Origin of the sequence: Streptomyces longhuiensis (assembly GCF_020616555.1) — a bacterium.
GTDB classification, from domain to species: domain Bacteria; phylum Actinomycetota; class Actinomycetes; order Streptomycetales; family Streptomycetaceae; genus Streptomyces; species Streptomyces longhuiensis.
Genome location: NZ_CP085173.1, coordinates 8,120,759 through 8,144,350 on the forward strand (window position 1 = coordinate 8,120,759; position 23,592 = coordinate 8,144,350).

The 23,592-nt window shown below is 70.7% G+C and carries 18 protein-coding genes; 13 read left to right on the forward strand and 5 right to left on the reverse strand.

Annotation, left to right across the window (positions count from 1 at the left end; genetic code table 11):
- Positions 1-69 precede the first annotated feature (69 nt).
- Together LGI35_RS37065 and LGI35_RS37070 are read left to right on the forward strand one after the other, a co-directional pair.
- Positions 70-1,233: an acyl-CoA dehydrogenase family protein gene (locus LGI35_RS37065; RefSeq protein WP_227298649.1), complete on the forward strand. Its 1,164-nt coding sequence runs from the start codon at positions 70-72 to the stop codon at positions 1,231-1,233.
- 606 nt (positions 1,234-1,839) lie between these two features.
- Positions 1,840-2,784, forward strand: coding sequence for a TauD/TfdA dioxygenase family protein (locus tag LGI35_RS37070; RefSeq protein ID WP_227298651.1), 945 nt, complete (start codon positions 1,840-1,842; stop codon positions 2,782-2,784).
- Between the two features lie 69 nt (positions 2,785-2,853).
- On the opposite strand, the gene LGI35_RS37075 is transcribed toward LGI35_RS37070, so the two are convergent.
- The 4 genes from LGI35_RS37075 to LGI35_RS37090 all read right to left on the reverse strand — a co-directional run bounded on the left by LGI35_RS37075 (position 2,854) and on the right by LGI35_RS37090 (position 6,957).
- Entirely contained in the window at positions 2,854-4,443 is a 1,590-nt protein-coding gene (locus LGI35_RS37075) for an amino acid permease (RefSeq protein WP_227298653.1), read from the reverse strand.
- Positions 4,444-4,480: 37 nt separating this feature from the next.
- Entirely contained in the window at positions 4,481-5,626 is a 1,146-nt protein-coding gene (locus tag LGI35_RS37080; protein WP_227298655.1) for an aminotransferase class V-fold PLP-dependent enzyme, read from the reverse strand.
- Between the two features lie 127 nt (positions 5,627-5,753).
- A complete protein-coding gene (locus LGI35_RS37085; RefSeq protein ID WP_227298657.1) occupies positions 5,754-6,290 on the reverse strand; it encodes a helix-turn-helix domain-containing protein in 537 nt (178 codons plus the stop codon).
- 109 nt (positions 6,291-6,399) lie between these two features.
- Positions 6,400-6,957, reverse strand: a complete 558-nt coding sequence (locus LGI35_RS37090) for a TetR/AcrR family transcriptional regulator (RefSeq protein ID WP_227298658.1) — start codon at positions 6,955-6,957, stop codon at positions 6,400-6,402.
- A gap of 77 nt (positions 6,958-7,034) precedes the next feature.
- Here LGI35_RS37090 and LGI35_RS37095 point away from each other — a divergent pair, with 77 nt between their 5' ends.
- The 9 genes from LGI35_RS37095 to LGI35_RS37135 all read left to right on the forward strand — a co-directional run bounded on the left by LGI35_RS37095 (position 7,035) and on the right by LGI35_RS37135 (position 20,862).
- Positions 7,035-8,426, forward strand: a complete 1,392-nt coding sequence (locus LGI35_RS37095; protein ID WP_227298661.1) for a carboxypeptidase regulatory-like domain-containing protein — start codon at positions 7,035-7,037, stop codon at positions 8,424-8,426.
- Between the two features lie 579 nt (positions 8,427-9,005).
- Entirely contained in the window at positions 9,006-10,340 is a 1,335-nt protein-coding gene (locus tag LGI35_RS37100) for a PP2C family protein-serine/threonine phosphatase (RefSeq protein ID WP_227298663.1), read from the forward strand.
- A gap of 102 nt (positions 10,341-10,442) precedes the next feature.
- Positions 10,443-11,594: an MASE1 domain-containing protein gene (locus LGI35_RS37105; RefSeq protein ID WP_227298666.1), complete on the forward strand. Its 1,152-nt coding sequence runs from the start codon at positions 10,443-10,445 to the stop codon at positions 11,592-11,594.
- A 235-nt stretch (positions 11,595-11,829) separates the two neighbouring features.
- Positions 11,830-12,846: a LacI family DNA-binding transcriptional regulator gene (locus LGI35_RS37110; RefSeq protein ID WP_227298669.1), complete on the forward strand. Its 1,017-nt coding sequence runs from the start codon at positions 11,830-11,832 to the stop codon at positions 12,844-12,846.
- Positions 12,847-13,103: 257 nt separating this feature from the next.
- Complete coding sequence (locus tag LGI35_RS37115) at positions 13,104-14,438, forward strand: MFS transporter (RefSeq protein WP_227298671.1); 1,335 nt, start codon at positions 13,104-13,106, stop codon at positions 14,436-14,438.
- A 132-nt stretch (positions 14,439-14,570) separates the two neighbouring features.
- The gene (locus LGI35_RS37120) at positions 14,571-16,355 is read left to right on the forward strand and encodes a glycoside hydrolase family 3 protein (protein ID WP_227298673.1); all 1,785 of its coding nucleotides are present in this window, start codon (positions 14,571-14,573) and stop codon (positions 16,353-16,355) included.
- A gap of 126 nt (positions 16,356-16,481) precedes the next feature.
- Complete coding sequence (gene surE / locus LGI35_RS37125) at positions 16,482-17,576, forward strand: 5'/3'-nucleotidase SurE (protein WP_227298676.1); 1,095 nt, start codon at positions 16,482-16,484, stop codon at positions 17,574-17,576.
- A gap of 57 nt (positions 17,577-17,633) precedes the next feature.
- Complete coding sequence (locus LGI35_RS37130; protein WP_227298678.1) at positions 17,634-19,196, forward strand: carboxylesterase/lipase family protein; 1,563 nt, start codon at positions 17,634-17,636, stop codon at positions 19,194-19,196.
- Between the two features lie 196 nt (positions 19,197-19,392).
- A complete protein-coding gene (locus LGI35_RS37135) occupies positions 19,393-20,862 on the forward strand; it encodes a family 43 glycosylhydrolase (RefSeq protein WP_227298679.1) in 1,470 nt (489 codons plus the stop codon).
- Positions 20,863-20,961: 99 nt separating this feature from the next.
- On the opposite strand, the gene LGI35_RS37140 is transcribed toward LGI35_RS37135, so the two are convergent.
- Positions 20,962-21,828, reverse strand: coding sequence for an IclR family transcriptional regulator (locus LGI35_RS37140; RefSeq protein WP_227298680.1), 867 nt, complete (start codon positions 21,826-21,828; stop codon positions 20,962-20,964).
- Positions 21,829-21,963: 135 nt separating this feature from the next.
- Between LGI35_RS37140 and LGI35_RS37145 the strand changes: the two genes are divergently transcribed.
- Complete coding sequence (locus LGI35_RS37145) at positions 21,964-23,133, forward strand: amidohydrolase/deacetylase family metallohydrolase (RefSeq protein WP_227298682.1); 1,170 nt, start codon at positions 21,964-21,966, stop codon at positions 23,131-23,133.
- Entirely contained in the window at positions 23,130-23,513 is a 384-nt protein-coding gene (locus LGI35_RS37150; protein WP_227298684.1) for a hypothetical protein, read from the forward strand. The genes LGI35_RS37145 and LGI35_RS37150 overlap by 4 nt, the downstream gene beginning before the upstream one ends.
- Positions 23,514-23,592: the final 79 nt, after the last annotated feature.

Here is a 23,592-nt window from a genome sequence, read left to right on the forward strand (position 1 = left end):
CCTTTTGCACCCCTCTTGCTCATCCCTCCCCGCATGTACGAGGTCGGACAAGTCCAGATCGGAGTCCTGATGACGAGTGCGATCTTCGCCGAACGGTCGCTCTACGACGATGACCACGAACTCCTGCGCGAGACGGTTCGCGCGTTCGTCGACAAGCACGCCACGCCGCACGCCGAGCGGTGGCGGGCCGAGGGCAAGGTCGACCGTGAACTCTTCCTGGAGGCCGCCCGGGCCGGAATCCTCGGCTTCAACATTCCGGAGGAGTACGGCGGCGGTGGGGTCACCGACTTCCGCTTCAACGCGGTGATCGGCGAGGAGTTCTCCCGTCACCCCGCGTCGGACGGCCTCGCCGGGGTGGGGCTGTCCAACGACATCGTCGTGCCCTACTTCACCGACCTGACCGATGACGAGCAGAAGGCCCGCTGGCTGCCGGGCATCGCTGCCGGTGCGCTCATCGTCGCGGTCGCGATGACCGAGCCCGGAACGGGGAGCGACCTGGCCGGCATCGCCACCACCGCCGTCCGCGACGGCGACGACTATGTGGTCAACGGCAGCAAGGTCTTCATCTCCAACGGCCAGAACGCCGACCTGGTCGTCACCGCGGTACGGACCGGCGCGGACCGCCACGGCGGGATCAGCCTGCTGGTCGTCGAGGCCGACCGGCCCGGCTTCTCGCGTGGCCGCAACCTGGAGAAGATCGGCCTGCACGCGCAGGACACCAGTGAGTTGTTCTTCCAGGACGTCCGCGTGCCGGCCGCCAACCTGCTCGGAGAGGAGGGCTCCGGCTTCAAGGCGCTGATGCGCAACCTTCCCCAGGAGCGGATCTCGATCGCTGCCAACGCCGTGGCTTCCATCGAGGGCGTGCTGGAGCGGACCGTGGAGTACGTCAAGGAGCGCAAGGCGTTCGGGCGGACCGTCGGCTCCTTCCAGAACACCCGTTTCCAGCTGGCCGACATGGTCACCACCGCCCGCGTGGGCCGCACCTACATCGACGAACTGCTCGCCAGGCACTCCCGCGGTGAACTGAGCGCCGTGGACGCCGCGTCGGCGAAGTTCTGGGCCACGGAGCACTACGTCGACATCGTCGGACGTTGCCTCCAACTGCACGGTGCCTACGGCTACATGCTCGAGTACCGCATCGCACACGACTACCTCGACTCGCGTATCACCACCATCTACGGCGGCACCACGGAGATCATGAAGGAGATCGTCGCCCGCGACCTGGGGCTGTAGGCCCGGCCCACTGCCCGCGCGACTCACCGGACACCGACGACACCGACCAGGTCGCGGCACGAGTGGCCCACGGCTTCTGCGCCCGCCCCGCATTGTCGGTGGCACCCATGTGCCGAGGTTCGCCCGTCCTCCACCGCGGCTCGCTGCCCGAGCTCCGAACCCGTCAGGACGTCCACCGGGTGCAGGCCCTCCCGACGTACATCGTCCTGGCTCCCTGAGGGGCCAGGACCCACACGCTGTGCTCCCCCTCACGGCAAGGAGCGAGTTCCCCCTTGCGGCCCATTCGTGTCGCGCGGTCCTCCGCGGCATGGACGCGTGGTGTCGGCCCGCAGGTCTCTGCGTTAGGGTGGCCGACATGCAGACGCACTTGAATTTCCGTGAGGATGAGCCGCAGCACAGCGGCCCCCGCGGTGAGTGCGCGCCCCGCGGGTACGGCTTTCTGCGCCGCCGCGGCCGGGTGGGTTCGCCCCCGGCGTCTTCCTGTCGCTGAATCCGCCGCAGGCCTCCATATCCGGGCCTGAGCCTTCCCGTACCGGTTCCCGGAAACGTCGCGTCGCGCCGTCCGCCGCCGGCCGCTTCTTGATCTCCGAAGGAGTTGAGTTCGCCATGTCGCTCACCCATGACGTCGCCCCCACATCTGCCCTGCGCGACCACCGCATCCCCGCCGACGGCCTCTTCGAGGGCACTCGCATCCTGAATCGACTGCCGGACGGTGATCTGGAGAGGCCGTACGAGCGGTTCGAACTCGTTCCGCAGGGCCGCGTCATCGGAGCGGAGATCCGCGGCCTCGACCTGTCGCGGCCCGTGTCCTTCGCGGTGCGGGAGGAACTGAACCGCGCACTCCTCGAATGGAAGGTGCTCTTCTTCCGCGGCCAGCACCTGACGTCCGACGCGCAACGCCAATTCGCCCGCAACTGGGGTGAGTTGGAGACCAATCCGCTGCTCGCCCCCGGTGACGGCGACGACGTGGTCCGCTTCGACAAGTCCGCCGGTGCCGTTCCCACGTATGAGAACGTCTGGCACACGGACGTCACCTTCCGTGAACGCCCCGCCCTGGGCGCCGTGTTGCAGCTGCGGGAGGTGCCACCGGTGGGCGGTGACACGATGTGGGCGGACATGGCGGCCGCGTACGACAACCTGCCGGTCGAGGTGCGCGAGCGGATCGACGGCGCGAGTGCCGTCCACGACTTCCTGCCGGGTTTCGCGCGCTTCTACTCGCCGGAGCGGCTTGCCCCGTTCCAGGAGCAGTTCCCGCCTGTCCAGCACCCCGTGGTGCGTCGCCACCCGGAGACCGGACGCCGGATGCTGTTCGTCAACACCTCCTTCACCACCCGGATCATCGGCCTTGAGCGCCCGGAGAGCGACCGCCTGCTCAGGCTGCTCTTCCAGCAGGCCCACGTCCCGGAGTTCCAGGTACGGTTCCGCTGGCAGGCGGGCGACGTCGCTTTCTGGGACAACCGCGCGACCCAGCACTACGCCGTCAACGACTACGCGCCGTACCCCCGGGTCGCCGAACGCGTGGCGATCGCCGGGGACCGTCCGTTCGGCTGAGCCGGGCCCCGGCAGTGTGACCGGGGGCGACTTGGCTTCATCTCACGGGATGCGGGGCCTTGCACGGCGTCAGCCCGGCCCCTCGTCCGCACCGGACGGCTCATCGGTGAGGGGCGCTTCGCCGTGCGCGTGCGCAAGGCGGGCGCCGGTGAGACGGGCGCCAGGCGGACGGGCGTCGGAACTCTCGGGCGGCAGTGTGCTGTCCGGCAGCGGCTCCGCCGTCTCGTAGCGCCGCGCGCCGAAGCGGTACACGACGATGAGCAGCGCGAAGAACGGCAGTCCGGCCTTCCAGGAGTCCTCCAGGCCGTCGATGAACGCCGTGGAGACCAGGATCGCGGCCAGCGCGAGGGCTGCCGCGATGGTCGTGAGCGGAGCGCCGCGCAGCCGGGCCGGCGAGGCGGGGAGGCCGTGCCGGGCGCGGTGGCGGCGGAACATCAGGTGCGTGGCGAGGATGAGGATCCACACGACCAGCGCCCCGAACACCGAGATGCCGAAGAGCAGGACGTATGCCGTGTCCTCGGAGTGGACCGAGAGGATCGCGGCGGCGCCCAGGCCCAGCCCGGAGACGGCGAGCGCCCGGTGAGGGACGCCGCCGCGGCCGACCCGTGCGAACGTCCGTGGCGCGTGCCGGTCCACCGCGAGGGAATGGATCATGCGGGTGGCCAGGTAGGTGTTGGCGTTGGCGCTGGAGAGCGCCGCGGTCAGTACCACGAAGTTCATGATGCCCGCGGCGGCCGGGATCCCGGCGACGTCGAAGAGCTGGACGAAGGGGCTCGCCGTGACGTCTCCGCCCGCCGCCGTGCGCGACCACGGCACCACGGTGACCACCACCGCCATGGCCAGGACGTAGAAGAGCGCGAGGCGCACGACCATCCGCCGGGCGGCGCGCGGGATGTCTCGCACCGGATTCTCGGACTCGGCGGCGGTCACCGCGATGATTTCGGTGCCGATGTAGCTGAAGATCACGAAGACGAATGCGGTGCCCAGGCCGCTCATGCCGTGGGGAAGGAGACCGCCGGGACCCGAGAGGTTCGAGGCGCCGACCGCCTCGTGGCCGGGCAGGCCGAGGAAGACGTAGGCGCAACCGAGCAGGACGAAGACCCCGATTGCCGTGATCTTGATGGTGGAGAACCAGTACTCCAGGCGGCCGAACACCCCGACGGTCAGCGCGTTCGCGGCCAGAAGCAGCAGCGAGAACGCCACCACCGGTGTCCACAGCGGCAGTTCGGGCCACCAGAAACGGACGTAGATGCCGGCGGCGATGACCTCGCCGCCGATGGCGATCACCTGGATCGTCCAGTACGTCCAGCGGATCACGAAGCCGGCCAGCGGGCCCAGATAGTGACGGCCGATGGTGCCGAACGAGCCGGTCGCCGGGTGTACCGCGGTCATCTCGGCGAGCGCCCAGCCGATCACCAGGGCGATCAACGCGCAGAGCACGTACGCGAGCACGGAGGCGGGGCCCGCGGCGGAGATGGCGAGACCCGAGCCGAGGAACAGGCCTGTGCCGATGGCGCCGCCCAGACCCATCATGCTGAGCTGACGCCCTGTCAAGGTCCGTTTGAGGCCATGGTCCTGGCCGTCCGAACCGCGGCCTTGAAGCGGACCGGTGGTGGGGGAGAGGTCGGCCGTTGGGCCGCTTCCGGCATCGTCGGGCATGTCACTCGCTCCGTGGGGTGCGGTGTTCCTGGACGTGCTACTGGGCGCGTATCTCACCGAGCGCGTCGATCAGCGCGTCGACGTCGGACGGGTTGTTGTAGTAGTGGAAGGAGACGCGGAGCAGGGTTCCGCGCGGGCTGGTGACGATGCGGCGCTCGGCGAGCGCGGCGGCGAGCGCGTCGGGGGCGGGGTCGGCGATCGCCACCTGCGGGCCGCGCAGTTCCGGGTCGGCGGGCGAGGCGATCGTCTCGCCGATCCCGGTCAGGCGTGCGTAGGCGTACGAGGTGAGCGCGCCGACGTGCGACTCGATGTCCTTCGGGTCGACGTCGGCCAGGGTGCGCAACCCGGCCGCGGCGGCGTACGCGGAGGGGATCGACGGGGTGCCGGTCTCGAAGCGGCGCGCGGTGTCCGGGAAGTCGAGGGAGCGCGGGTCGAAGCCGAAGGGGTCAACTCGCCCGAACCAGCCGGTGAGTTGAGGATCCACGTCGTCACGCAGACCCTCGCGTACGTAGAGGAACGCGATGCCGGGGACGCCGAGCAGATACTTCAACGCACCGCACACCAGGTAGTCGCAGTCCAACTCCTTCACGTCCACCGGGAGTACGCCCAGTCCCTGGTACGCGTCGACGAACACGCGTGCGCCGGCCGCACGCGCCGCTCGAACCGCCTCGGCGACCGGCAGCCGGGCGCCGTTGCGATAGGAGACCAGCGGTACGGAGACCAGGCCGGTCGAGTCGTCGACCGCGGCGACGTAGTCCTCGGCGGATACGGTCCCTTCCTGCTCCGGAACATGGCGCACCCGTGCCCCGCGTCGCTCCTGCGCGAGCCAGACGTGGGCGATGGACGGGAACTCCATGTCCGTGGTGACCAGGCCGGGGCGGCGCGACCAGTCCAGCGTGGACGCCACCTGATAGGCGCCCTCGGAAGCGCAGCCGACCACCGCTATCTCGTCCGGCTGCGCGCCGATGCGGTCGGCGAACGCGGCGCGGGCGGCGTCCACTTGGGCCATCCAGGCGCCCCAGGGCGCGCCCTGGCTGCGCATGGACCACTGGAACTCCTGCAGCGCCGTCAGTACGTGCTCGGATGCCGCGCCCTGACTGCAACTGGCCAGGTGGACGGTGTCCTTGAGGGAGGGGAAGCGGGCACGGAAACGCTCGGCGGCGTCGAGGGGCACGATGGACACGGGGCGCCTCGCATTTCAATCACGGTGAAACTGTTCAGTGCTGGTGATCGAAGCAGTCGAGTCATGTGCCCGTCAATGGGTGGGCGGCAGGCCGTCGTCCCGGAGCCGGCCGTCTGCCGGCTGAAGGTCACCGACTCGGCGGTGTCACGCTCACCAGGAACCGTGCGGGCTCGCCGCCCTCGTTGACGTAACGGTGCGGGACACGGGAGTCGAAGGTGCAGCTGTCCCCGGGCCTCAGCTCGTGGCGGCCGCCGCCGGCCTCGACGACCAGACTGCCGCTCAGCACCACCACGCACTCCTCCGAGGGGTGGCTGTAGCGCTGCTCCGAGGACGCGCCTCCCGGTTCCAGTACGCCCTCGAGAACTTCGAGGCGTGCGGAGCCGGCCGACACGCGTGTGTACTCGATCCCGCCCTGCGGTGAACGCACCACGATCCGGCGGTCGCGCCGCACCAGGGCGACGTCCTCAGGGTCGTCCTGCCGGAACAGGTCGAAAAGGGGGAGTCCGAGGGCGGCGGAGAGCCTGCGCAGCGTCTCCAGGCTGGGATCGGTCAGGCCGCGTTCGACCTGACTGACCAGACCGGTCGACACCCCGGCGTGCGAGGCCAGGTCCCGTACGGTCATCTTGCGGGACTGGCGCAGCTCGCGTATCCGGTTGCCGATCACGCGGTGAGGGTAGCTCAGACGCGCTCACGCGGGCGGAACGGCGCCTCGCTCTCCCGCAACTCCCGGAGGCGTAGAGCGGACCAGCCCTGTTGTGGGCGGCGCACCGGGTTCACCGCCCCGGCTCGACCACCGTCTCGATGAGATGGAAGGCCGCCGCGTCGGTGCGCGCCGCGTCCCCGGTCACCAGGCGGTCCTGGCACAGGCCTCGTAGGCCCGAGACGAGGAGAGTCGCCCGTTCGCGGGCCACCTCTCTCGGGTGGCCCAGGCGGCCCACGGCGTCCGCAATCGGGCCGATCATGACTTCGACGGTCTCGCGGGCCAGGTCTCCGTACTCGTCCGGGTCGGTCGCGGCCAGACTCAGGAGCTGGAGCAGCATCCGGATGGGCCCGGCCTGCTCGCCCACGGTGATCGCCTTCCACAGTGCACGGGCCGACCGGCGCAGGTCCGCGGCGTCCTCGACCGTGTCGAACATCGCGTGGGCATCGGGGCGGCTTGCCGCCAGGGCCCTGGCCAACAGATTCCCGCGGCTGCCGAAGTAGTAGAGCAGCATGCGCTTCGTCGTGCCGATCTCCTCGGCGAGCGGGCTCAGCGACATGTTCGCGAGGCCGTGGCCCTGCAGGTACCCCACCACCTGGCCGAGGAGTTCGGCGCGCTTCTCGGTGTTCATCGGACGGGACACATTTTGAACGTACCGCACGGTACATGTATCGTCCAATCGTTATTTGTGTGCCGATCGGTACATCTATGGATGCGGGAACGGAGCGCGACACGGTGGAGAGCGGCACACGACCTCGCGGGGCGGCGGCGAAGGCCCTGGCCGAGGCGGCTTGGTTTCCCACGGTCCTCTTTCTCGGGGTGATCTTCTTCTTCGCGCCCGCCCTGCACGCGCCCGCGCCGCACCACGTCAAGGTGGTCGTGGCCGGAGGCGCCGAGGCGGACCGGGTCGACGCGAAGCTGCGCGCGCAGACCGCCGGCGGATTCGACGTCACGGCCGTGGCGGATCGAGAGCGGGCGCGACAGGCCGTGCTTCACCGGGACGCGTTCGCGGGCTACGCCGTCGACGGGGGACACCCGGTGCTCTACGTCGCGAAGGCCGACGGGGCGTCGCTGGAACAGACGTTGATCACGTCCTTCGGCAAGGTCGCCGGGACGGCTGACACGCTCGCTGTTCGCGACGTCGTTCCGACCACGGCCGAGGACCCGATGGGCTCGGCCGTGCTCTACTTCGGCATCGCATGGAACATCCCGGCCTACATCCTGGCTACGACGTTGCTGCGCGCGGTCACCCTCAACCGTCGCCGCAAGCTGCTGGCGCTGGCGGTCGTCGCCGCGGTGTTCAGCATCGTGGGCTACGTGGTGGGGGCCGGCCTCGGATACCTGAACCCCGAACCGTCCGTGATGGCCGTCGCCTTCCTCCTCACCACGGCGGTGGCGACGACCGCCTCCGGACTCGCGCCCTTCACCGGCCGGTTCCTGCCCGCGATCGGCATGACGCTCTTCATCGTCATGTCCATCCCCACGAGCGGAGGCGCGGTGCCCGCCCCGCTGCTGCCGGAGTTCTATCAGGACGTGCACGCCGTCATGCCCTTGGCGAACGCCATCGACGCGCTGCGAGGCATCTTGTACTTCGGCGGCGCGGGCGTGCTCAAGCCGGTCCTCGTGCTGTGCGGCTGGATCGCCGGGGGCGTCGCGCTCGTCGCACTGGACCATGGGCGCCACAGGCGTGCGGCGCTCGAGGAAGCGGTCGCCGAGCCGCCCGCGGACGACCCCGCTCTCGAGACGCCCGTACCCACCGCGCTCCCGGTGCACCGGCACCACTTCGGCGAACCCGTGCCCGCGCTGGCCGGCCTGGTCCGCGACGTCGACCAAGAACCCGTGCGCGGCGCGGTGGTGGTCGTTCTGGACAGCAGGGGGCGGCAATTGGTCAGCACCGTCACGGACGAACAGGGACGCTACGCCGTCACGGGGCTACCCGAAGGGCACCTCGGCATCGTGGCGTCGGCACCCGGGCGGCACCCGCTGGCCCTCCGCAAGTCGCTGCGGGCGGGCGAGGCGGTGGACGCGGACTTCACGCTGCGGGGGCGCGAGGAAAGTGCGGTCGACGCGGAGTCCGGCAGATTCACCGTCTCTCGCTGACTGTCCCGCTGAGTGCGAGTGCTCGGAGTGGGCTGAACTTCTTCCCTCTGCCTCCGAGTTCGGTGGCCCGGGCCGTGTCGTGGCTCTCGATCGCGGTGTACAGGGCCTCGTGGTCGCCGGTTCCCTGGCCCACCGCGTGTCCCGGCGTGCCCGCGAGTTCGACGGCCACTCACCATCGAGACCCATGAGGTGATCACCGGCACCACCCCGAACGACGGAAGTCCCCCCGCGGACTTCACCGACGACCGAACCGCCCTCGCCCTGGTGGCCCACCGCCCGCATGTGCCCTGCGGAACCTCTGTGGTCACGCTCCCGGCGGACCGCCGACACCGGTGCGGACCTGCTCGGCCGAAGCTGTCAGCCGTACGGCTCCGCAGCGGCGACGCCGTCCTCGGACATTTGAAATAATGACCGTATTGCTCTTTCTGTCGTGCGACGCCATGACCTCGACCACCGAGGGCCCTGCCTGGAGGCCGAAATGCACTCCTCGATCGTGTGGGCGGACCCGGCGACGGTGCGGAGCGACTGCCGTGGGCGGAAGGCGACCGAGATCGGCCGTGCGGTCCCTGGGTGCCTGTGATGGCGGGCATCGAGCACGGCATCCACCCGAGGCGGCCGCACACCCCCGACCTGCACGAACGTCTGCGTGCCGAGCTGGGCCGGATCGACGAGCAATTGCGGTCCCTGCTGGACGCCATGGACCGAGTTCAGGGCCTGCTGGACGCCGTGGTGTCCATCAGCCGGGAGGTGGAGCTGCCCGCGGTGCTGAACCGCATCGTCACCACCGCCATGGAACTGGTGGGCGCCCGCTACGGGGCACTGGGCGTACTCGACGAGACCGGAGACCATTTGGAGCGGTTCATCGCCGCCGGCCTGTCCGAACAGGAACGCGCTGATCTCGCCCAGACCGGATTCCCCCGTGGTCGGGGGGTCCTCGGGCACCTGATCCGCCATCCGGAGCCGCTGCGCGTGGAGAGCATCGTGTCCCATCCGGCGTCCACCGGGTTCCCACCAGGCCACCCCTGTATGCGTAGCCTGCTCGGCGTCGCGATCAGCGTCCGCGGCGAGATCTACGGCGACCTCTACCTCTCCGAGCGGCGCGACGGACAGCCGTTCGACACTCACGACGAGAACGTCGTCGTCGCCCTGGCCGGTGCCGCCGGGATCGCGATCGAGAACGTCCGCCTGTTCGAGCGCGTACGGGTCGGCGCCGAGCAGTTCCAGCGGCTCCTGCTGCCGACGCTTCCCGACCTGCGGCCTTTCACCGCGGCCGCCATCTACCGGCCCGCTGCCGAGCCCAGTCAGCTCGGCGGAGACTGGTACGACGCCATCCCGTTGCCCGGCAATGTGGTGGCGGTCGTCATCGGTGATGTGGTCGGTCACGATCTGCGGGCCGCGGCCGCCATGGCCTCGACCCGCAACATGCTGCGCGCTCTGCTGTTCGAACATGGCAGTGCGCCCGGTGCCGTCCTCACTCAGCTCGACCACACCCTGCAGGCCATGACAAGCAACCCCATCACCACCACGACGCTCGCGCGGATCGAACCGGACGGACCCGGCTGGCGCCTCCACTGGAGCAGCGCGGGCCACGTCCCGCCCCTGCTGATCGTCCCCGGGCGCCGGGCGGAATCCCTCTTCGCCGAGCCGGGGCTGCCGCTCGGGGTCGACCCCGAACAACCCCGCCCAGACCACTCCCGCTACGTGCCCCCGGACGCCACCGTCGTCTTCTTCACGGACGGGCTGGTCGAGCATCCCGCCCGGTCCATCGACGAGAGCCTCCGCGAGCTCACCGGTCTCGCCACCGCATACGCCGCCCTGCCCCTGCCGGACTTCGTTCAGGCACTGGCCGATCACCACCCCAGCGACGGTCACGACGACATGGCCGTCCTCGCCCTGCGCACCCCGCCGGCCTGACCTCGAGCCCGCACCGGAGACCCGGATCGACGGTGCCGTGGAGGATCCCGCGGAAGCGGCGGATGATGGATCACGGAGCGATGTCGAAGCGGAGGCCGCCCCATGACTGTCGCCCGGCAGGAACGGCTCCGGCGCGGCGCCGCAGCCGCCCTGGAGATCTGTGTCGTGGCCGCGGTCTACTACGGCTCGGCCAAGCTGGGACTGCTCCAGCAGCTGGTGCGCGGCCAGGTCACCCCCCTCTGGCCGCCGACCGGGATCGCCCTGGCGAGCCTGCTCCTGCGCGGCCCGCGGGTCTGGCCAGGGATCGCGCTCGGCGCGCTCCTGGCCAACGTCACCCTCGGCCCGTCGCCGCTTGCCGTGCTCGCCATCGTGGCGGGCAACACCCTCGCGCCCGTCTGCTCGTACGTACTGCTCCGGCGTACGGGATTCCGCATCGAACTGGCCCGTTTGCGGGATGTGCTCGCGTTGATCTTTCTCGGTGCGTTCACCGGGATGCTGGTCAGCGCGACGATCGGCAGCGGGACCCTGGCCCTCGCCGGAGTGTTGAGCGCCGGCGAGTTCTGGCCGACGTGGTCGGTCTGGTGGACCGGCGACGCGATGGGTGTCCTGGTGGTGACGCCCGTCCTGCTTGTTCTCCGCTCGGCCCGCCTGCCGAAGGGGGTTCCGCCGTCCCGCTGGGTGGAGGGGTTCCTGCTCCTCGCGGCCACGGTCGGCGTCGGACTCCTCGTGTACGGCGGTGCGCCCCTCATGTTCCTGGGCTTCCCGCTGCTGATCTGGGCGGCCTTCCGCTTCCAGCTGGCCGGGGCCGCGCCCTGCGCCCTGGCCGTGTCCACCTTCACGATCATCGCCGCCACCCGGGGGTCCGGCCCGTTCGCCGGTCACGATCTGCTGACCAACATGATCACCCTGCAGGCCTTCAACGGTTCCTCCGCGCTGACCGCCCTGCTGGTCGCGGCCGCCGTCAGCGAACGCAACCAGTCCCAGCAGGAGATCTCGCGGGCCTGCGGGTATCTCGCCGAGATGGTGGCCAAGGTCTCCGAGGGCGGCCACGAGCGGATGCTCCCGGTCAGAGCCGGCGAAATGTACCGGGTCAGCGAAGTGCGCAAGGTCCGAGGAGAGGGCGTCGAAGCGAGCGAGGCCGACGGAGGGGACGGCGAAGCGAGCAGGGTCGGCGAAGGGGACGGCGAAGCCGGCAAGGTCGAGGAAGAGGACGGCCGGGAAGAGCACGGAGGACGAACCGGAAGAACGGCGTGATCGACCTGGCCCTCCGCCGGGCAGAGGTCTGTCCCGACTTCGCAGCGTGCGTGATGCCGTCGCGCCGGCGGGGCACCTCGGAGGTGGGAAAGGGCGGGCCGGGTGGCTCACCGTCGTCCTGGGTCGACCCTGCCGCAGGGAGAGGGGAACGGGGCGCGTGCCCGCTCCTGGCTTCGTGCCCGCGCTCCCTCACCGGCACCGGCCTCATCTGGGATGATGCGTGATCATGGTCTCCATGTCCTCGCACGGTTCAGTCGGCACCCCGCCCACCAGCGAGGACGTGGCGCGCGCCGCGGGAGTGTCGCGGGCCACCGTGTCGTATGTCCTGAACAACACCCGGGGCGGACGCGTCAGTGAGGCGACCCGGGAGCGGGTGCGGGAAGCGGCCCGACAGCTGGGTTATGTGCCGCACGCCGTGGCGCGGGCACTGCGCGCGGGGCGGAGCGGGGTCGTCCTGCTCACCGCCCCGGCGGTGACCGCTGGGCCGTTGTTCGCGCAGTTCTTCGCGGAGCTGCAGCTGGCCCTGTCGGAACTCGGTTACACGGCCGTCCTCTACGGCCCGACGGGGCATCGGGGTGCGGAGGCCGCCCGGCGATGGGCCGAGCTCCGGCCCGACGCGGTGCTGTCGCTGATGGACGACAGCCTGGACGAGCACGCTGTCGATGTGCTGCACCGGGCCGGGATCGGGGTCGTGGTCAGCGCCGGGCCGGCGCCTGTGCCCGGCGCGCACGCGCTGGTGGCGGACCAGGTGCAGGTCGGCGCGACGGCCGTGGAGCACCTGGTGGCGGTCGGACGCGGGAACATCGGTGTGATCGTGCCCGCCGACGCGTCGCTGCGCGGGTTCGCCGAGCCCCGGTTCTCCGGTGCTGAGACCGCCGCGCGAGCGCAGCCTTCCGTCACCGTCGTACGGCAGGAACTCTCTCTCGACGAGGGAGCTGCGGCCCAGTGGGCCGAGCTGGTGGTCGAGACGAAGGTCGACGGGTTGTTCGCCTACAACGACGAGTACGCGTCCGTCGCCGTGCGCGCCCTGCAGGACGCCGGCCTGCGCGTCCCGGAGGACGTCGCCGTGGTGGGTGCGGACGATCTGCTGATCGGCAGACTGCTCCGCCCGAAGCTGACGACCGTCCGTATGGACTTCACGCCCGCACGGGAGATCGCGGCGATGCTGGACCGTCTGATCGGCACCCCCGACACGCCTGCGGAGACCCGCTCCTACCTCCGAACCGGTCTGGTGATCCGGGAGACCGCCTAGCCAGGGCGGTCGGCAAGGTGACGTGACAGCGGCGTTTCGCCGCATGCGGCGACCGCGTCGCGGCTTGCGGAGCTGTCGCTTCGACGCCGATCAATGGCTTCAACTTTTCAACACGTGAGTGGTCCCGCAGCTGATGACGAACACAACTCGTGCCGTCAGACCTCTTCCGCTGATTACACGTGTCACCTACTGTCCTCCTCAACGCGCGCCCCCACCGCGTCCGCATTCATCGGCATCGCTCTTCAAGGGGCCCCACCATGACCCATTCACTTCCTGAAAACGCGGCTGCGGCCGCTGTCGTCGGCGCCGACACCGAGGCCGCCGCAACCGCGCCTCCCCGGCGCCACGCACGGCTCTACGTCACGCTGCCCGCCGCCAACATCGCGCTCTACCTGCTGTGGCTCGGCGTGGGCGGCTTCCTGCTGCCCATCCAGGTCGCCCAGATCACCGGCACGAACGACACATCCGCCTTGTCCACGGCCAGCACCACGGGGGCGGTCCTCGCGACGATCGGCAACCCGGTGTTCGGGCAACTGTCCGATCGCACGCGGTCCCGGTTCGGCCGCCGGGCGCCGTGGATCCTCCTGTGCGCGCTGCTCGGCGCACTGGCCCTGGTCGCCCAGGCACACGCGACGAGCATCGCGACGCTCGGCCTGAGCTGGGGCGTCGTGCAGTTCATCATGAACGGCTACCAGGCAGGCCTCACCGCCGCGATGCCCGACCGCGTCCCGGTCGCCCGGTACGGAACCTTCTCCGCGCTGGTCGGTCTGGGTGTGCCCCTCGGCACGATCGCCGCGGCGCTGATCATCGGCGGGGTGCCCGGCACGAAGTTCGGTCTGGACGGTGTCATCGGCGGATTCGGCGGCCGGTTCGCGGGTGAGAACGGCTACTACCTGACAGCCGCCGTCATCGTCGTCGCGGCGCTCGTGTTCGTCGTCCTGTCCCCGGACCGCGACGCCCGTGCCCTGCCGCGCGAGCCGTTCTCACTCAGGGAGTTCCTCGGCGGCTTCTGGGTCAGCCCCCGCCGGCACCCGGACTTCGGCTGGGCCTTCGTCTCCCGACTCGGGGTCATGCTGGGCTACTTCATCGTCCTCACCTACAACCTGTACCTGCTCGCCGACTACATCAAGGTCCCGCCCCAGGACCTGCTGCCGACCGTCGGCTTCCTGATGGTCGTCAACGCGCTGTGCACGGTCGCCGCCACCCTCCTCCTCGGCCCCCTCGCCGACAAGGTCGGCAGGGTGAAGCCGTTCGTGTTCGCCTCCGGCATCGTCGCCGCGCTGGCCCTGTCGCTCCCGATGCTGTGGCCCACTCAGGGCGGCATGCTCACGTACAACATCGTCGGCGGACTGGCGTTCGGCGCCTACATGGCCGTCGACATGGCACTGATCACCAAGGTCCTGCCGCGTGCGGCCGACGTGGGCAAGGACATGGGCGTCATCAACATCGCCAACGCCGGACCGCAGATCCTCGCCCCCACCCTCGCCGGCTGGATCGTCGCCGCAGGCGGCTATGAGGCCCTGTTCCCGGTCGCCGCGGCCGTCTCCCTCGTGGGTGCGCTGGGTGTACTCCGCGTCCGCGGCGTTCGCTGAGCCGCCCGGCCCACCACGCCGCCCCATTCGCGAACGCGCCGTGACCACCGTTCTCGGGGCACCGGCCGTGCCCCGATCCGCACCGTGCGCCGCACCCCCCCGGATCCCGTCCCCTTCGCCCTGGAGACACCCATGACCACCACCGCACCCGCGCCCCGTAACGAAGGCCACCCCTACCAGGACCCGTCCCGCCCCGTCGACGAGCGCGTCGAGGACCTCCTGGCCCGCATGACCCTCGAGGAGAAGGCCGGCCAGGTCTTCCACACCGTGCTCCCCCTCCATCCGGACGGACGCCCGGTCGAGAACGGCGACGAGGCGATGGTGCCCACGGACACCACCGGACTGATCCGGACACGTCTCATCAGCCACTTCAACGTCCTGGGCGCCGCGGGCGCCCGGCAGATGGCCGAATGGCACAACGCCCTTCAGGAGCTCGCCGCCGGCACCCGCCTCGGCATACCGATCACGCTCTCCACCGACCCCCGGCACGCCTTCACCGACAACCCGGGTGCGTCCTTCACCGCAGGGCCGTTCTCCGCGTGGCCCGAGCCGCTGGGTCTGGCCGCGATCCGCGATCCCGAACTGGTGCACCAGTTCGCCGACACCGTCCGACGCGAGTACCTGGCCGTCGGCCTGCGCGTGGCACTCCACCCGCAGATCGACCTGGCCACCGAGCCGCGCTGGTCCCGCCAGACGGGCACGTTCGGCTCGGACGCCGCCCTGACCGCCGAGCTGGTGCGTGCGTACGTCCACGGGCTGCAGGGGGAGGAGCTGGGCGGCCGGTCCGTCAGCGCCATGGTCAAGCACTTCCCGGGCGGCGGCCCTCAGAAGGACGGTGAGGACCCGCACTTCGCGCACGGCAAGGAGCAGGTCTATCCCGGCGGGATGCGGGACCACCACCTCCTGCCGTTCCGCGCCGCCATCGCCGCGGGGTGCGCGCAGATCATGCCGTACTACGGCCAGCCGATCGGCACGGACTGGGAAGAGGTGGGCTTCGGCTTCAACCGCGGTGTCGTCACCGGGCTGTTGCGCGAGCAGCTGGGCTTCACCGGCATCGTGTGCACCGACTGGGGGCTGCTGACCGACGCCCCGATCCTCGGCGAACTGCACCAGGCGCGCGCCTGGGGAGTGGAACACCTCGGCGTCGCCGAGCGGGCGGCGAAGGCGCTCGACGCCGGAGCCGACCAGTTCGGCGGCGAGGCCTGCCCGGAGGTGATCGTGGAACTGGTCCGCTCGGGCCGCGTCCCGGAGTCCCGTATGGACGCCTCGGTGCGACGCCTGCTGCGCGACAAGTTCCGCCTGGGACTGTTCGACAGTCCCTTCGTCGATCCCGGGACGGCCGAGGAGACAGTCGGCAACAGTGAGTTCCGCGCGGCCGGCGAGGCCGCGCAGCGCCGCTCCCTGACCGTACTGACCAACCGCGAGCGGACACTCCCGGTCACCGGGACCCGGCCGAAGCTGTACGTCCGAGGAGTCTCGTCGGACGCGGCGGCCGCCTACGGAGAAGTGGTCGCCGACCCTGCCGCCGCCGAACTGGCGATCCTGCGGCTGCGCACGCCGTACGAGCCGCGAGAGGGCAGGTTCGAAGCGTTCTTCCACTCCGGGCGACTCGACTTCCCCGAGGAGGAACTGAGCGACATCTTGGGCCTCTTGGAGTCCGTGCCGACCCTCGTCTGCATCAACCTGGAGCGGCCGGCAGTCATCCCGGAGATCGCCGAGAGGGCGTCCGCGCTGATCGCCGACTACGGCGCGAGCGACACCGCACTCCTGGACGTCGCCTTCGGCCGGGCCGCCGGCGAGGGGCGCCTCCCGTTCGAGCTGCCCCGCTCCATGGCGGCCGTCGCGGCCTCGCGTCCGGACGTACCCAACGACACCCTCGACCCCGTCTTCCCGCACGGGCACGGACTGCCTCTCTGACTCCCGGAACTGTCCGGGACCCGCACACACCGAGTGGCCGGCGACCGCGCCGGCCACCGCCTCCGACGTGAACACCGTGATCAACGTGATCCACGTGATCCACGTGAACAAAGGGACACGCCCACCATGCCCATCACCTCTCGCTCCCGCATCGTGCTCGCCACCGCCACCACCGCCGTACTGGCGAGCCTCACCGCGGCGGCCTACGCCCTGCCGCAGGCCACGGAGGCCGCGGCTCACGCGAAAGCCCCGGCCGAACCGCTGGCCGGACTGCGCGTCCTGCTGTCCAACGACGACTCCATGCAGGCCGCCAAGGCCTCCCACGCCGACGGGCTGGGCCTCTACGAGATGCGCAAGGCGCTGTGCACGGCCGGCGCCGACGTCGTCGTCATGGCGCCGTGGCAGGTGCAGTCCGGCAAGGGCACCGCCGTCACCAACGGCGGCGCGCTCACGCTGGCCCGGCGCACACAGCTGCCCGCCGGATACGAGAACGACTGCGCAGGCGCACCGTCCGGATCGCCCGTCTACGGGGTGTGCCTGTCCGACGACGCCTGTGACGCCGGCACACCGAGCGCGACGCCGGCCGACACCGTCAAGTTCGCCCTCCGCTCGGGCCTCGCCGCCAAGGTCGGCTGGGCCGACGGCCCCGACGTGGTCGTGACCGGCATCAACTCCGGGCCGAACGTCAGCGCGCAGGTCAACGACTCCGGCACCGTCGGCGCCGCTGTCGCCGCCATCGACGACGGCGTTCCCGCGATCGCCTTCTCCTCGTCGTCCGGCGACGGCACCAACACGTACTTCCCGGTCGCCAACTACCGGGCCAACGCCGAGTTCGGCGCCCGCCTTCTCGCCGGAATGCGCGAACACTCCCTGTTCACCGGCAAGTTCGCGGTCAAGGTCGACTACCCGGACGTCAGCAAGGGCCGGCGGGCCAAGGCGCCCCGGTGGACCGGCATCGGCCACGGCAAGGTCGTCTGGCACGACTACGCGGCCCACCGAGGCAGCGGCGACACCTTCGACATCGTCCCCGGCGTCTGTGCGGACAGGCCCGGCGACGCCTGCACGGAAACCGTGCGGCGGGCCGACTCCACGGCGCTGCTCAGCGGCCATGTCGCCGTCGCGCCCGTCACCGCGGACCGCACCTACGGCGCCACCATCGACAGCGGGAAGAACCTGCGGAAGCTGAAGCACTACGTCGAGCAGCATGCCCCGCGCCCGTGAGCCGGGGCAGATCCCCGATCCCCACCTCGACGCCGTACAAGACACCAGGAGCGACCAGTGACCAACCACCCCGCGGAGCAGCCCGTCGTCCGTACCGCCCACGGCCCCGTGCGCGGTGAGCGCCGTGAGAGCGGTGTCCGATTCCTCGGCATCCCCTACGCCCAACCCCCGGTCGGCGAACTCCGGTTCGCCGCGCCCGTTCCTCCCGAGCCCTGGTCCGGCGTCCTGGACGCCACCGCCTACGGACCGACCGCACAGCGCCGCCCCCTGGCAGAGGTCACGTTCATCCCTGAGCCGAGCATCCCGGGCGACGGGACGCTCAATCTCAACGTGTTCACCCCGGAGCCCTCTCCGGACGCAGGCCTGCCGGTGATGGTCTGGATCCACGGGGGTGGCTTCGTCGCCGGATCCCACGCGAGCCCTTGGTACGACGGCGCCGCCTTCAACCGCGACGGGGTGGTTGTCGTCTCGATCGGCTACCGGCTCGGCTTCGACGGCTTCGGATGGATCTCCGACGCACCGCACAACCGCGCCGTCCGTGACTGGTTGCTGGCCCTCGAATGGGTGCGGGACAACATCCGGCGCTTCGGCGGGGACCCCGACCGGGTCACGATCGCCGGTCAGTCGGCGGGCGGCGCGGCCGTACTGACCCTGCTGGGAATGCCCCGCGCGCAACACCTGTTCCAGCGCGTGCACTGCCTGTCCGGCCCGGTTTCGCAGGTGTCGACGGCCGGGGCGGAACGTGTCGGCCGCAAGCTGGCGGAGCTGGGCGGCGTACGACCGACGCGAACGGGTCTGTCCCGGCTGAGCGAGGAACAGATCCTCGATCTGCAGAAGCGGGTGTCGTCCCTGGCAGAAGAAACCGATTCGGATACGGCTACGGGCACGGGCACGGGCACGGGCACGGATACGGATACGGGCACGGATACGGACCCGGACACGATCCCGGACCCGGAAGATGCCCTGGCCGGACTCACCAGCCTGATCAGCAGAAGCCTGCCCTTCGCTCCGATGATCGACGGTGACTTGATCCCCCAGGCCACCCTGGACGCCCTCGCCGCGGGTGTGGGAGCCGACAAGGAGCTCGTACTCGGGGCCACCGACCACGAGTTCACGATGGCGCTGCACCCCATGCGCGACCGACTGGCCACGGCGGCGCCGGCCCGGATCCTCACCGGGTGCGGCGTGGACGAGGCCGTCGCCACCGCCTACGTCGCCGGTCACCCGGACCTGGACACGGCCGACCTCGTCGGCCAGTACGTCACGGACCACGTCTTCCGCACGGCCGTGGCCCGCGTCGCCCGGGCCCGCGGCACCGCCCCCACCTGGCTGTACCGCTTCGCCTGGCGCTCGCCCGTCCTCGGCCTGGCCACGCACTGCCTCGACGTGCCGTTCCAGTTCGACTGCCTCGACAGCGAAGGGGTCACCGCCGTGGCCGGTGCCGAGCCGCCCGAGGCCCTCGCCGCGGATGTCCACGGAGCGGCGGTCGCGTTCATCCGCGACGGCAGCCCGGGGTGGACGCCCCATACCTGCGGCGCCCCCGTCACCCGGGTCTTCGACACCCGGTCCACCGACACGGGCGACGGCTACGCCGACGTGCGCTCCCTCCTGCTGACCTAGGCCCTTTCGATCCAAGGGCCTGGCCCCCGTCCGGTCCGCGTCACCGACGGTGATGACCCGAAGTCCCGTGGGACTGCTGCGCAATTGACAGGTGTCGCAGCCGTCCCTACGGTGACATCACAGGTTTACATCGATGTAACGACGTCGCGCTCCCGTGCCGGTCTCCCTTCGGGGAGCCGCTTCCGAAGGGCTGCCCATGTCCCTGTCGAGCACTCTCCGCGCCATCCGCCGGGGCGTCGTGTCGTTCGGTGCGCTCCTGGCACTCGTCGGCGGTGTCCTCCCGGCGTCGGCCGACCCGTCGCCCGGTGCGCCGCGCACGATGGCCGCCGCCGCTTCGGGCGGGTTCCGTAATCCGCTGAACAGCGGCCCCGATCCGTACATGACGTACTGGAATGGCGACTACTACCTCACGACGACGCAGGGCGACAGCATCAGAATGTGGCGATCCCCGTCCCTGAGCACCCTGCTGACGGCCGATCCGGTCACGGTGTGGACCGACACGGACAGCTCGCGCAACCGTGACATCTGGGCGCCGGAGTTCTACCGGTTCGGTGACCGCTGGTACATGTACTACACCGCGGACGACGGCGTGGACGACCATCACCGCCTCTACGTCCTGGAGTCGGACCGGGACGATCCGGCGGGCCCCTACCACTTCAAGGCCAGGCTCGCGCCGCCCAACCACGCGAACGACTTCGCCATCGACGCGGGCGTCCTGCAGCACAACGGGCGTCTCTACCTCGCCTACAGCGGCATCAACCAGTACCAGCACAACGGCCTCAACATCGCACCGCTGGCCAACCCCTACACGCTCTCGGGCGACGCGGTGGCCATCGACGCCGCGGGAGGCTGCCCGGAGGTCCGTGAGGGGCCGGAGTTCCTGAACCGCAACGGCCGTACGTGGATGACGTACTCGACGTGCGACACCGGCAAGCCGGACTACCAGATCTGGATGATGTCGCTCCCGGACACGGCCGATCCGCTGGTGCCTGGCAACTGGACGCAGCATCAGGGCGCGGTCTTCTCCCGCGCCGACGACCACGGGGTCTTCGGGCCGGGGCACCACGCGTTGTTCAAGTCGCCCGACGGCAGCGAGGACTGGATCGTCTACCACGCCAAGACGACGAGCACGTCCACCTACGGCAACCGCACCACGCGCGCCCAGAAGTTCGGCTGGAAGGCGGACGGCAGCCCGGACTTGGGACGGCCGCTCGCCATCGGCGCCACACAGGACCTGCCGTCGGGGGACCCCGGGGCCGGCAACTACTGGATCAACGACGACGGGCGTTCCGACGGTCCGGGGACCGTCACCTACAGCGGCACCTGGAACTCGGGCACCGGTTGCGCGACCCAGTGTTTCTGGAGCGACGACCACTGGAGCGACCGCGCCGACGCCTCGGCCACCTTCACCTTCGACGGCACCCGCATCGCCCTGCTGTCCGTACGTGACGTGGGGAACGGCTACGCGGACCTGAGTGTCGACGGTGGGCCGGAACAACGCGTGGACTTCTACGGTGCCATCCGTACGGGGGAGACGGTCCAGTACCTGAGCCCGAGGCTCCCGTCCGGACACCACACGCTGCGCGTACGGGTCACCGGTCAGCACAACGCGCAGTCCACCGCCTCGTTCGTGAGCGTGGACCGTGCGGAGGTGTACACCGACTGAACGCGGTTGCGCAGGCCTGCGGTTGTCGCCCGCACAGGGGGCGGGCGACAACCGCGTACCCACGCGTGGCACGCGGGTCCTGTCTGTCCCGGGTGCGCGTCACAGTCTGCGGGAGACCTCCTGCGCCGCCTGTCGGACCGCCGGGGCGAACTCGGTGAGCTGGCCCTCGGTGACGAGGGCGGCCAGGGAGGACACGGAGACCGCGCCGACGGGGTAGCCGTCGGTGTCGAGTACGGGAGCGGCGAGGGAGCAGATCGCGGCGTCGGCTTCCTCGTAATCCGTGGCGAAACCGGTGTGCCGGACCGTTTCCAGCTGGCTGAGCAGTGTGGTGCGGTCGGTGACGGTGTGAGAGGTGCGGGCCGGGAGGCCGGCCCGGTCGAGCAGCGCCTTCGTCTCCGTCTCGGGCAGGTGGGCCAGCAGTACCTTGCCCGCGGCCGAGGCGTGCAGGGGGAGGCGGGTGCCCACCTCGGTGGCGATGCGGTAGGCGAGGCCGGGGTCGACCTTGTGCGTGTAGGTGGCGTGGTCGCCGCTGAGGACCGCCAAGTGGACCGCCTGGCCCAGGCGTTGCTGGAGTGCCCGCAGGACCGCGTCGATGCCGACGGTGTCGTCCGAGAGCACTTGGGCGGCCAGCGCGCGCAGTTGGGTGCCGATGCCGTAGCGCCCCTCGCCGTCCGGGACGGCGTAGCCCTCCTCGATCAGGGTCGCGAGGATGCGGTGGGTGCTGGCCTTGGGGACGCCGGAGCGCTCGGCGATCTCGCCCAGCTTGTGGGGGGCGTCGGGATGGGCGAGTGCGTGCAGGACGCGCAGCGCCTTGGCGACGGAGTTGACCGGGCCCGAGGCCTCCGACTGTCCCGGGGCGGTGCCGTGCCCGCCCTCGCGCGGGAGCTCCGGCGGTGCGGGTTTACGCGTAGCTGACGAGGCGTTCGTCGGGGCGCCCGTCGATTTCAGCGACTCTTCGCGATCCATTGACCCTCCGAAGGCATCCGGCTAGCGTGCAGTCAATCCGTTCTACGGAACGCGAATCTACCCTACGGAACGCCTCGGTGCTCCGTAGGTTGTCCTCCCGCGCCCTATCTCATGCTCCTTGGAAGGTCGCCGTCCATGGCTGTGCAGGCATCCGACGCAAACCGATTCGATCTTGTGATTCTTGGCGGGCAGGTGGTCGACCCCGAGCGGGGCACCGTCGAGCCCGGCGATGTCGCGCTCACCGGCGGCCGGATCGCGGCGGTCGGCCCGGCCGGGACGCTCGACCAGGCCGGCGCCGAGGTGTACGACGCGGCGGGCCTGCTGGTCACCCCCGGTCTGATCGACCTGCACACGCACATCTACGACGGCGCCACCGCCCTCGGAGTCCCGGCCGATCGGGCCGGGGTACGGCAGGGAGTGACGACGGTCGTCGACGCGGGCAGCTGCGGCAGCGACCACTGGCCGCACTTCGCCTCCTCGATCGTCGCCCCGGCCGCCACCCGCGTGCTGAGCTGGCTCAACATCTCCCGGCACGGCCTCGTGCACGGCACGAAAGAACTCGTCGGCGGCGCCGCAGACATCGATGTCAAAGCCGCTGACGGGATCCTCGCCGACAACCCGGCGGTGGTACGGGGCATCAAGGTCCGCATGAGCCGGTCGGTCCTCGGCGACAGCGGTCTGGCGCCGCTGCGCGCGGCCACGGAACTCGCCGCCGCGCACGCGCTGCCGGTCATGGTCCACGTCGGCAACGCGCCGCCCGCCTTCGGTGACGTCCTGGACCTGCTCGGGCCGGGCGACGTCGTCACCCACGCCTTCCACGGCAAGCCCGGCGGGCTGTTCGGCGGCGGAACCGAACCGCTGCCGCAGGTACGGGCGGCACTGGAGCGCGGCGTCCGGTTCGACGTGGGACACGGCAGTTCCAGCTTCGCGTTCGACACCGCGGAACGGGCTCTGGCGGCCGGCATCCGTCCGTACACCATCAGCACCGACTTGCACGCACGCAACATGAACGGGCCGGTGCGGGACCTCTCCCACACCCTGTCCAAACTGCTCGCCCTGGGGATGTCGCTGCCGGAGGTCATCCGGTGCGCCACCACGCACCCGGCCGAAGTGCTGGGCATGGCGGGCGAGTTGGGATCGCTGCGGCCCGGCGCCGCGGGTGACCTGAGTCTGCTCGAGGACCGCGGAGCGCCCGACCGGCTCACCGACTCCCAGGGAGCCACCCGCCCGGCAGGAACCCGGCTCGCGCCCGTCGCGACCGTCCGCGCCGGGCGCCCGATGCCGACACGAAAGGCCACCGCATGACTGACGACCCCCTGATCGAGGCGCTCACCGGCGCCGTGGCGGACACCGCCGAACCCGTGCGCGACGAGGACCGCCACGCCCTGGCCCGACTGCTCCCGCTGATCGAGGAACGCGCCGCGGCGGAGCGGATCCTCCTCGACGAGGACCGCCGTCTCGCGCTCGCCGTCCACGCCCTCGGCTTCGTCCGCCGGGTACGCGCCGGCGAACACCTCGACGCGCTGGACCCCGGCGTGGCCGAGGAGATCACGCCGGGTTCGCTGGCCGCCGCCCGCGAGCTGATCGACGCGTACGGCACACCCCTGGGCCATGCCGCCCGGGACACCGAAGTCGTGCTGCTCGCCCTGCACTTCGAGACGGCGCGGCAGCTCCAGGAGAGCTGACCGGCAGCACACAGCACACAGGCATGACCGGACCGCGCACCAGCGGGCCGGCCACATCAGCGGACGACAAAGGGAGTGC

Coding starts and splice junctions, on each gene's coding strand:
- LGI35_RS37065 (WP_227298649.1), top strand. CDS start 70: ATGACGAGTGCGATCTTCGCCGAACGGTCGCTCTACGACGATGACCAC.
- LGI35_RS37070 (WP_227298651.1), top strand. CDS start 1,840: ATGTCGCTCACCCATGACGTCGCCCCCACATCTGCCCTGCGCGACCAC.
- LGI35_RS37075 (WP_227298653.1), bottom strand. CDS start 4,443: ATGCCCGACGATGCCGGAAGCGGCCCAACGGCCGACCTCTCCCCCACC.
- LGI35_RS37090 (WP_227298658.1), bottom strand. CDS start 6,957: ATGAACACCGAGAAGCGCGCCGAACTCCTCGGCCAGGTGGTGGGGTAC.
- LGI35_RS37095 (WP_227298661.1), top strand. CDS start 7,035: ATGGATGCGGGAACGGAGCGCGACACGGTGGAGAGCGGCACACGACCT.
- LGI35_RS37100 (WP_227298663.1), top strand. CDS start 9,006: ATGGCGGGCATCGAGCACGGCATCCACCCGAGGCGGCCGCACACCCCC.
- LGI35_RS37105 (WP_227298666.1), top strand. CDS start 10,443: ATGACTGTCGCCCGGCAGGAACGGCTCCGGCGCGGCGCCGCAGCCGCC.
- LGI35_RS37110 (WP_227298669.1), top strand. CDS start 11,830: ATGTCCTCGCACGGTTCAGTCGGCACCCCGCCCACCAGCGAGGACGTG.
- LGI35_RS37115 (WP_227298671.1), top strand. CDS start 13,104: ATGACCCATTCACTTCCTGAAAACGCGGCTGCGGCCGCTGTCGTCGGC.
- LGI35_RS37120 (WP_227298673.1), top strand. CDS start 14,571: ATGACCACCACCGCACCCGCGCCCCGTAACGAAGGCCACCCCTACCAG.
- surE (WP_227298676.1), top strand. CDS start 16,482: ATGCCCATCACCTCTCGCTCCCGCATCGTGCTCGCCACCGCCACCACC.
- LGI35_RS37135 (WP_227298679.1), top strand. CDS start 19,393: ATGTCCCTGTCGAGCACTCTCCGCGCCATCCGCCGGGGCGTCGTGTCG.
- LGI35_RS37140 (WP_227298680.1), bottom strand. CDS start 21,828: ATGGATCGCGAAGAGTCGCTGAAATCGACGGGCGCCCCGACGAACGCC.
- LGI35_RS37145 (WP_227298682.1), top strand. CDS start 21,964: ATGGCTGTGCAGGCATCCGACGCAAACCGATTCGATCTTGTGATTCTT.
- LGI35_RS37150 (WP_227298684.1), top strand. CDS start 23,130: ATGACTGACGACCCCCTGATCGAGGCGCTCACCGGCGCCGTGGCGGAC.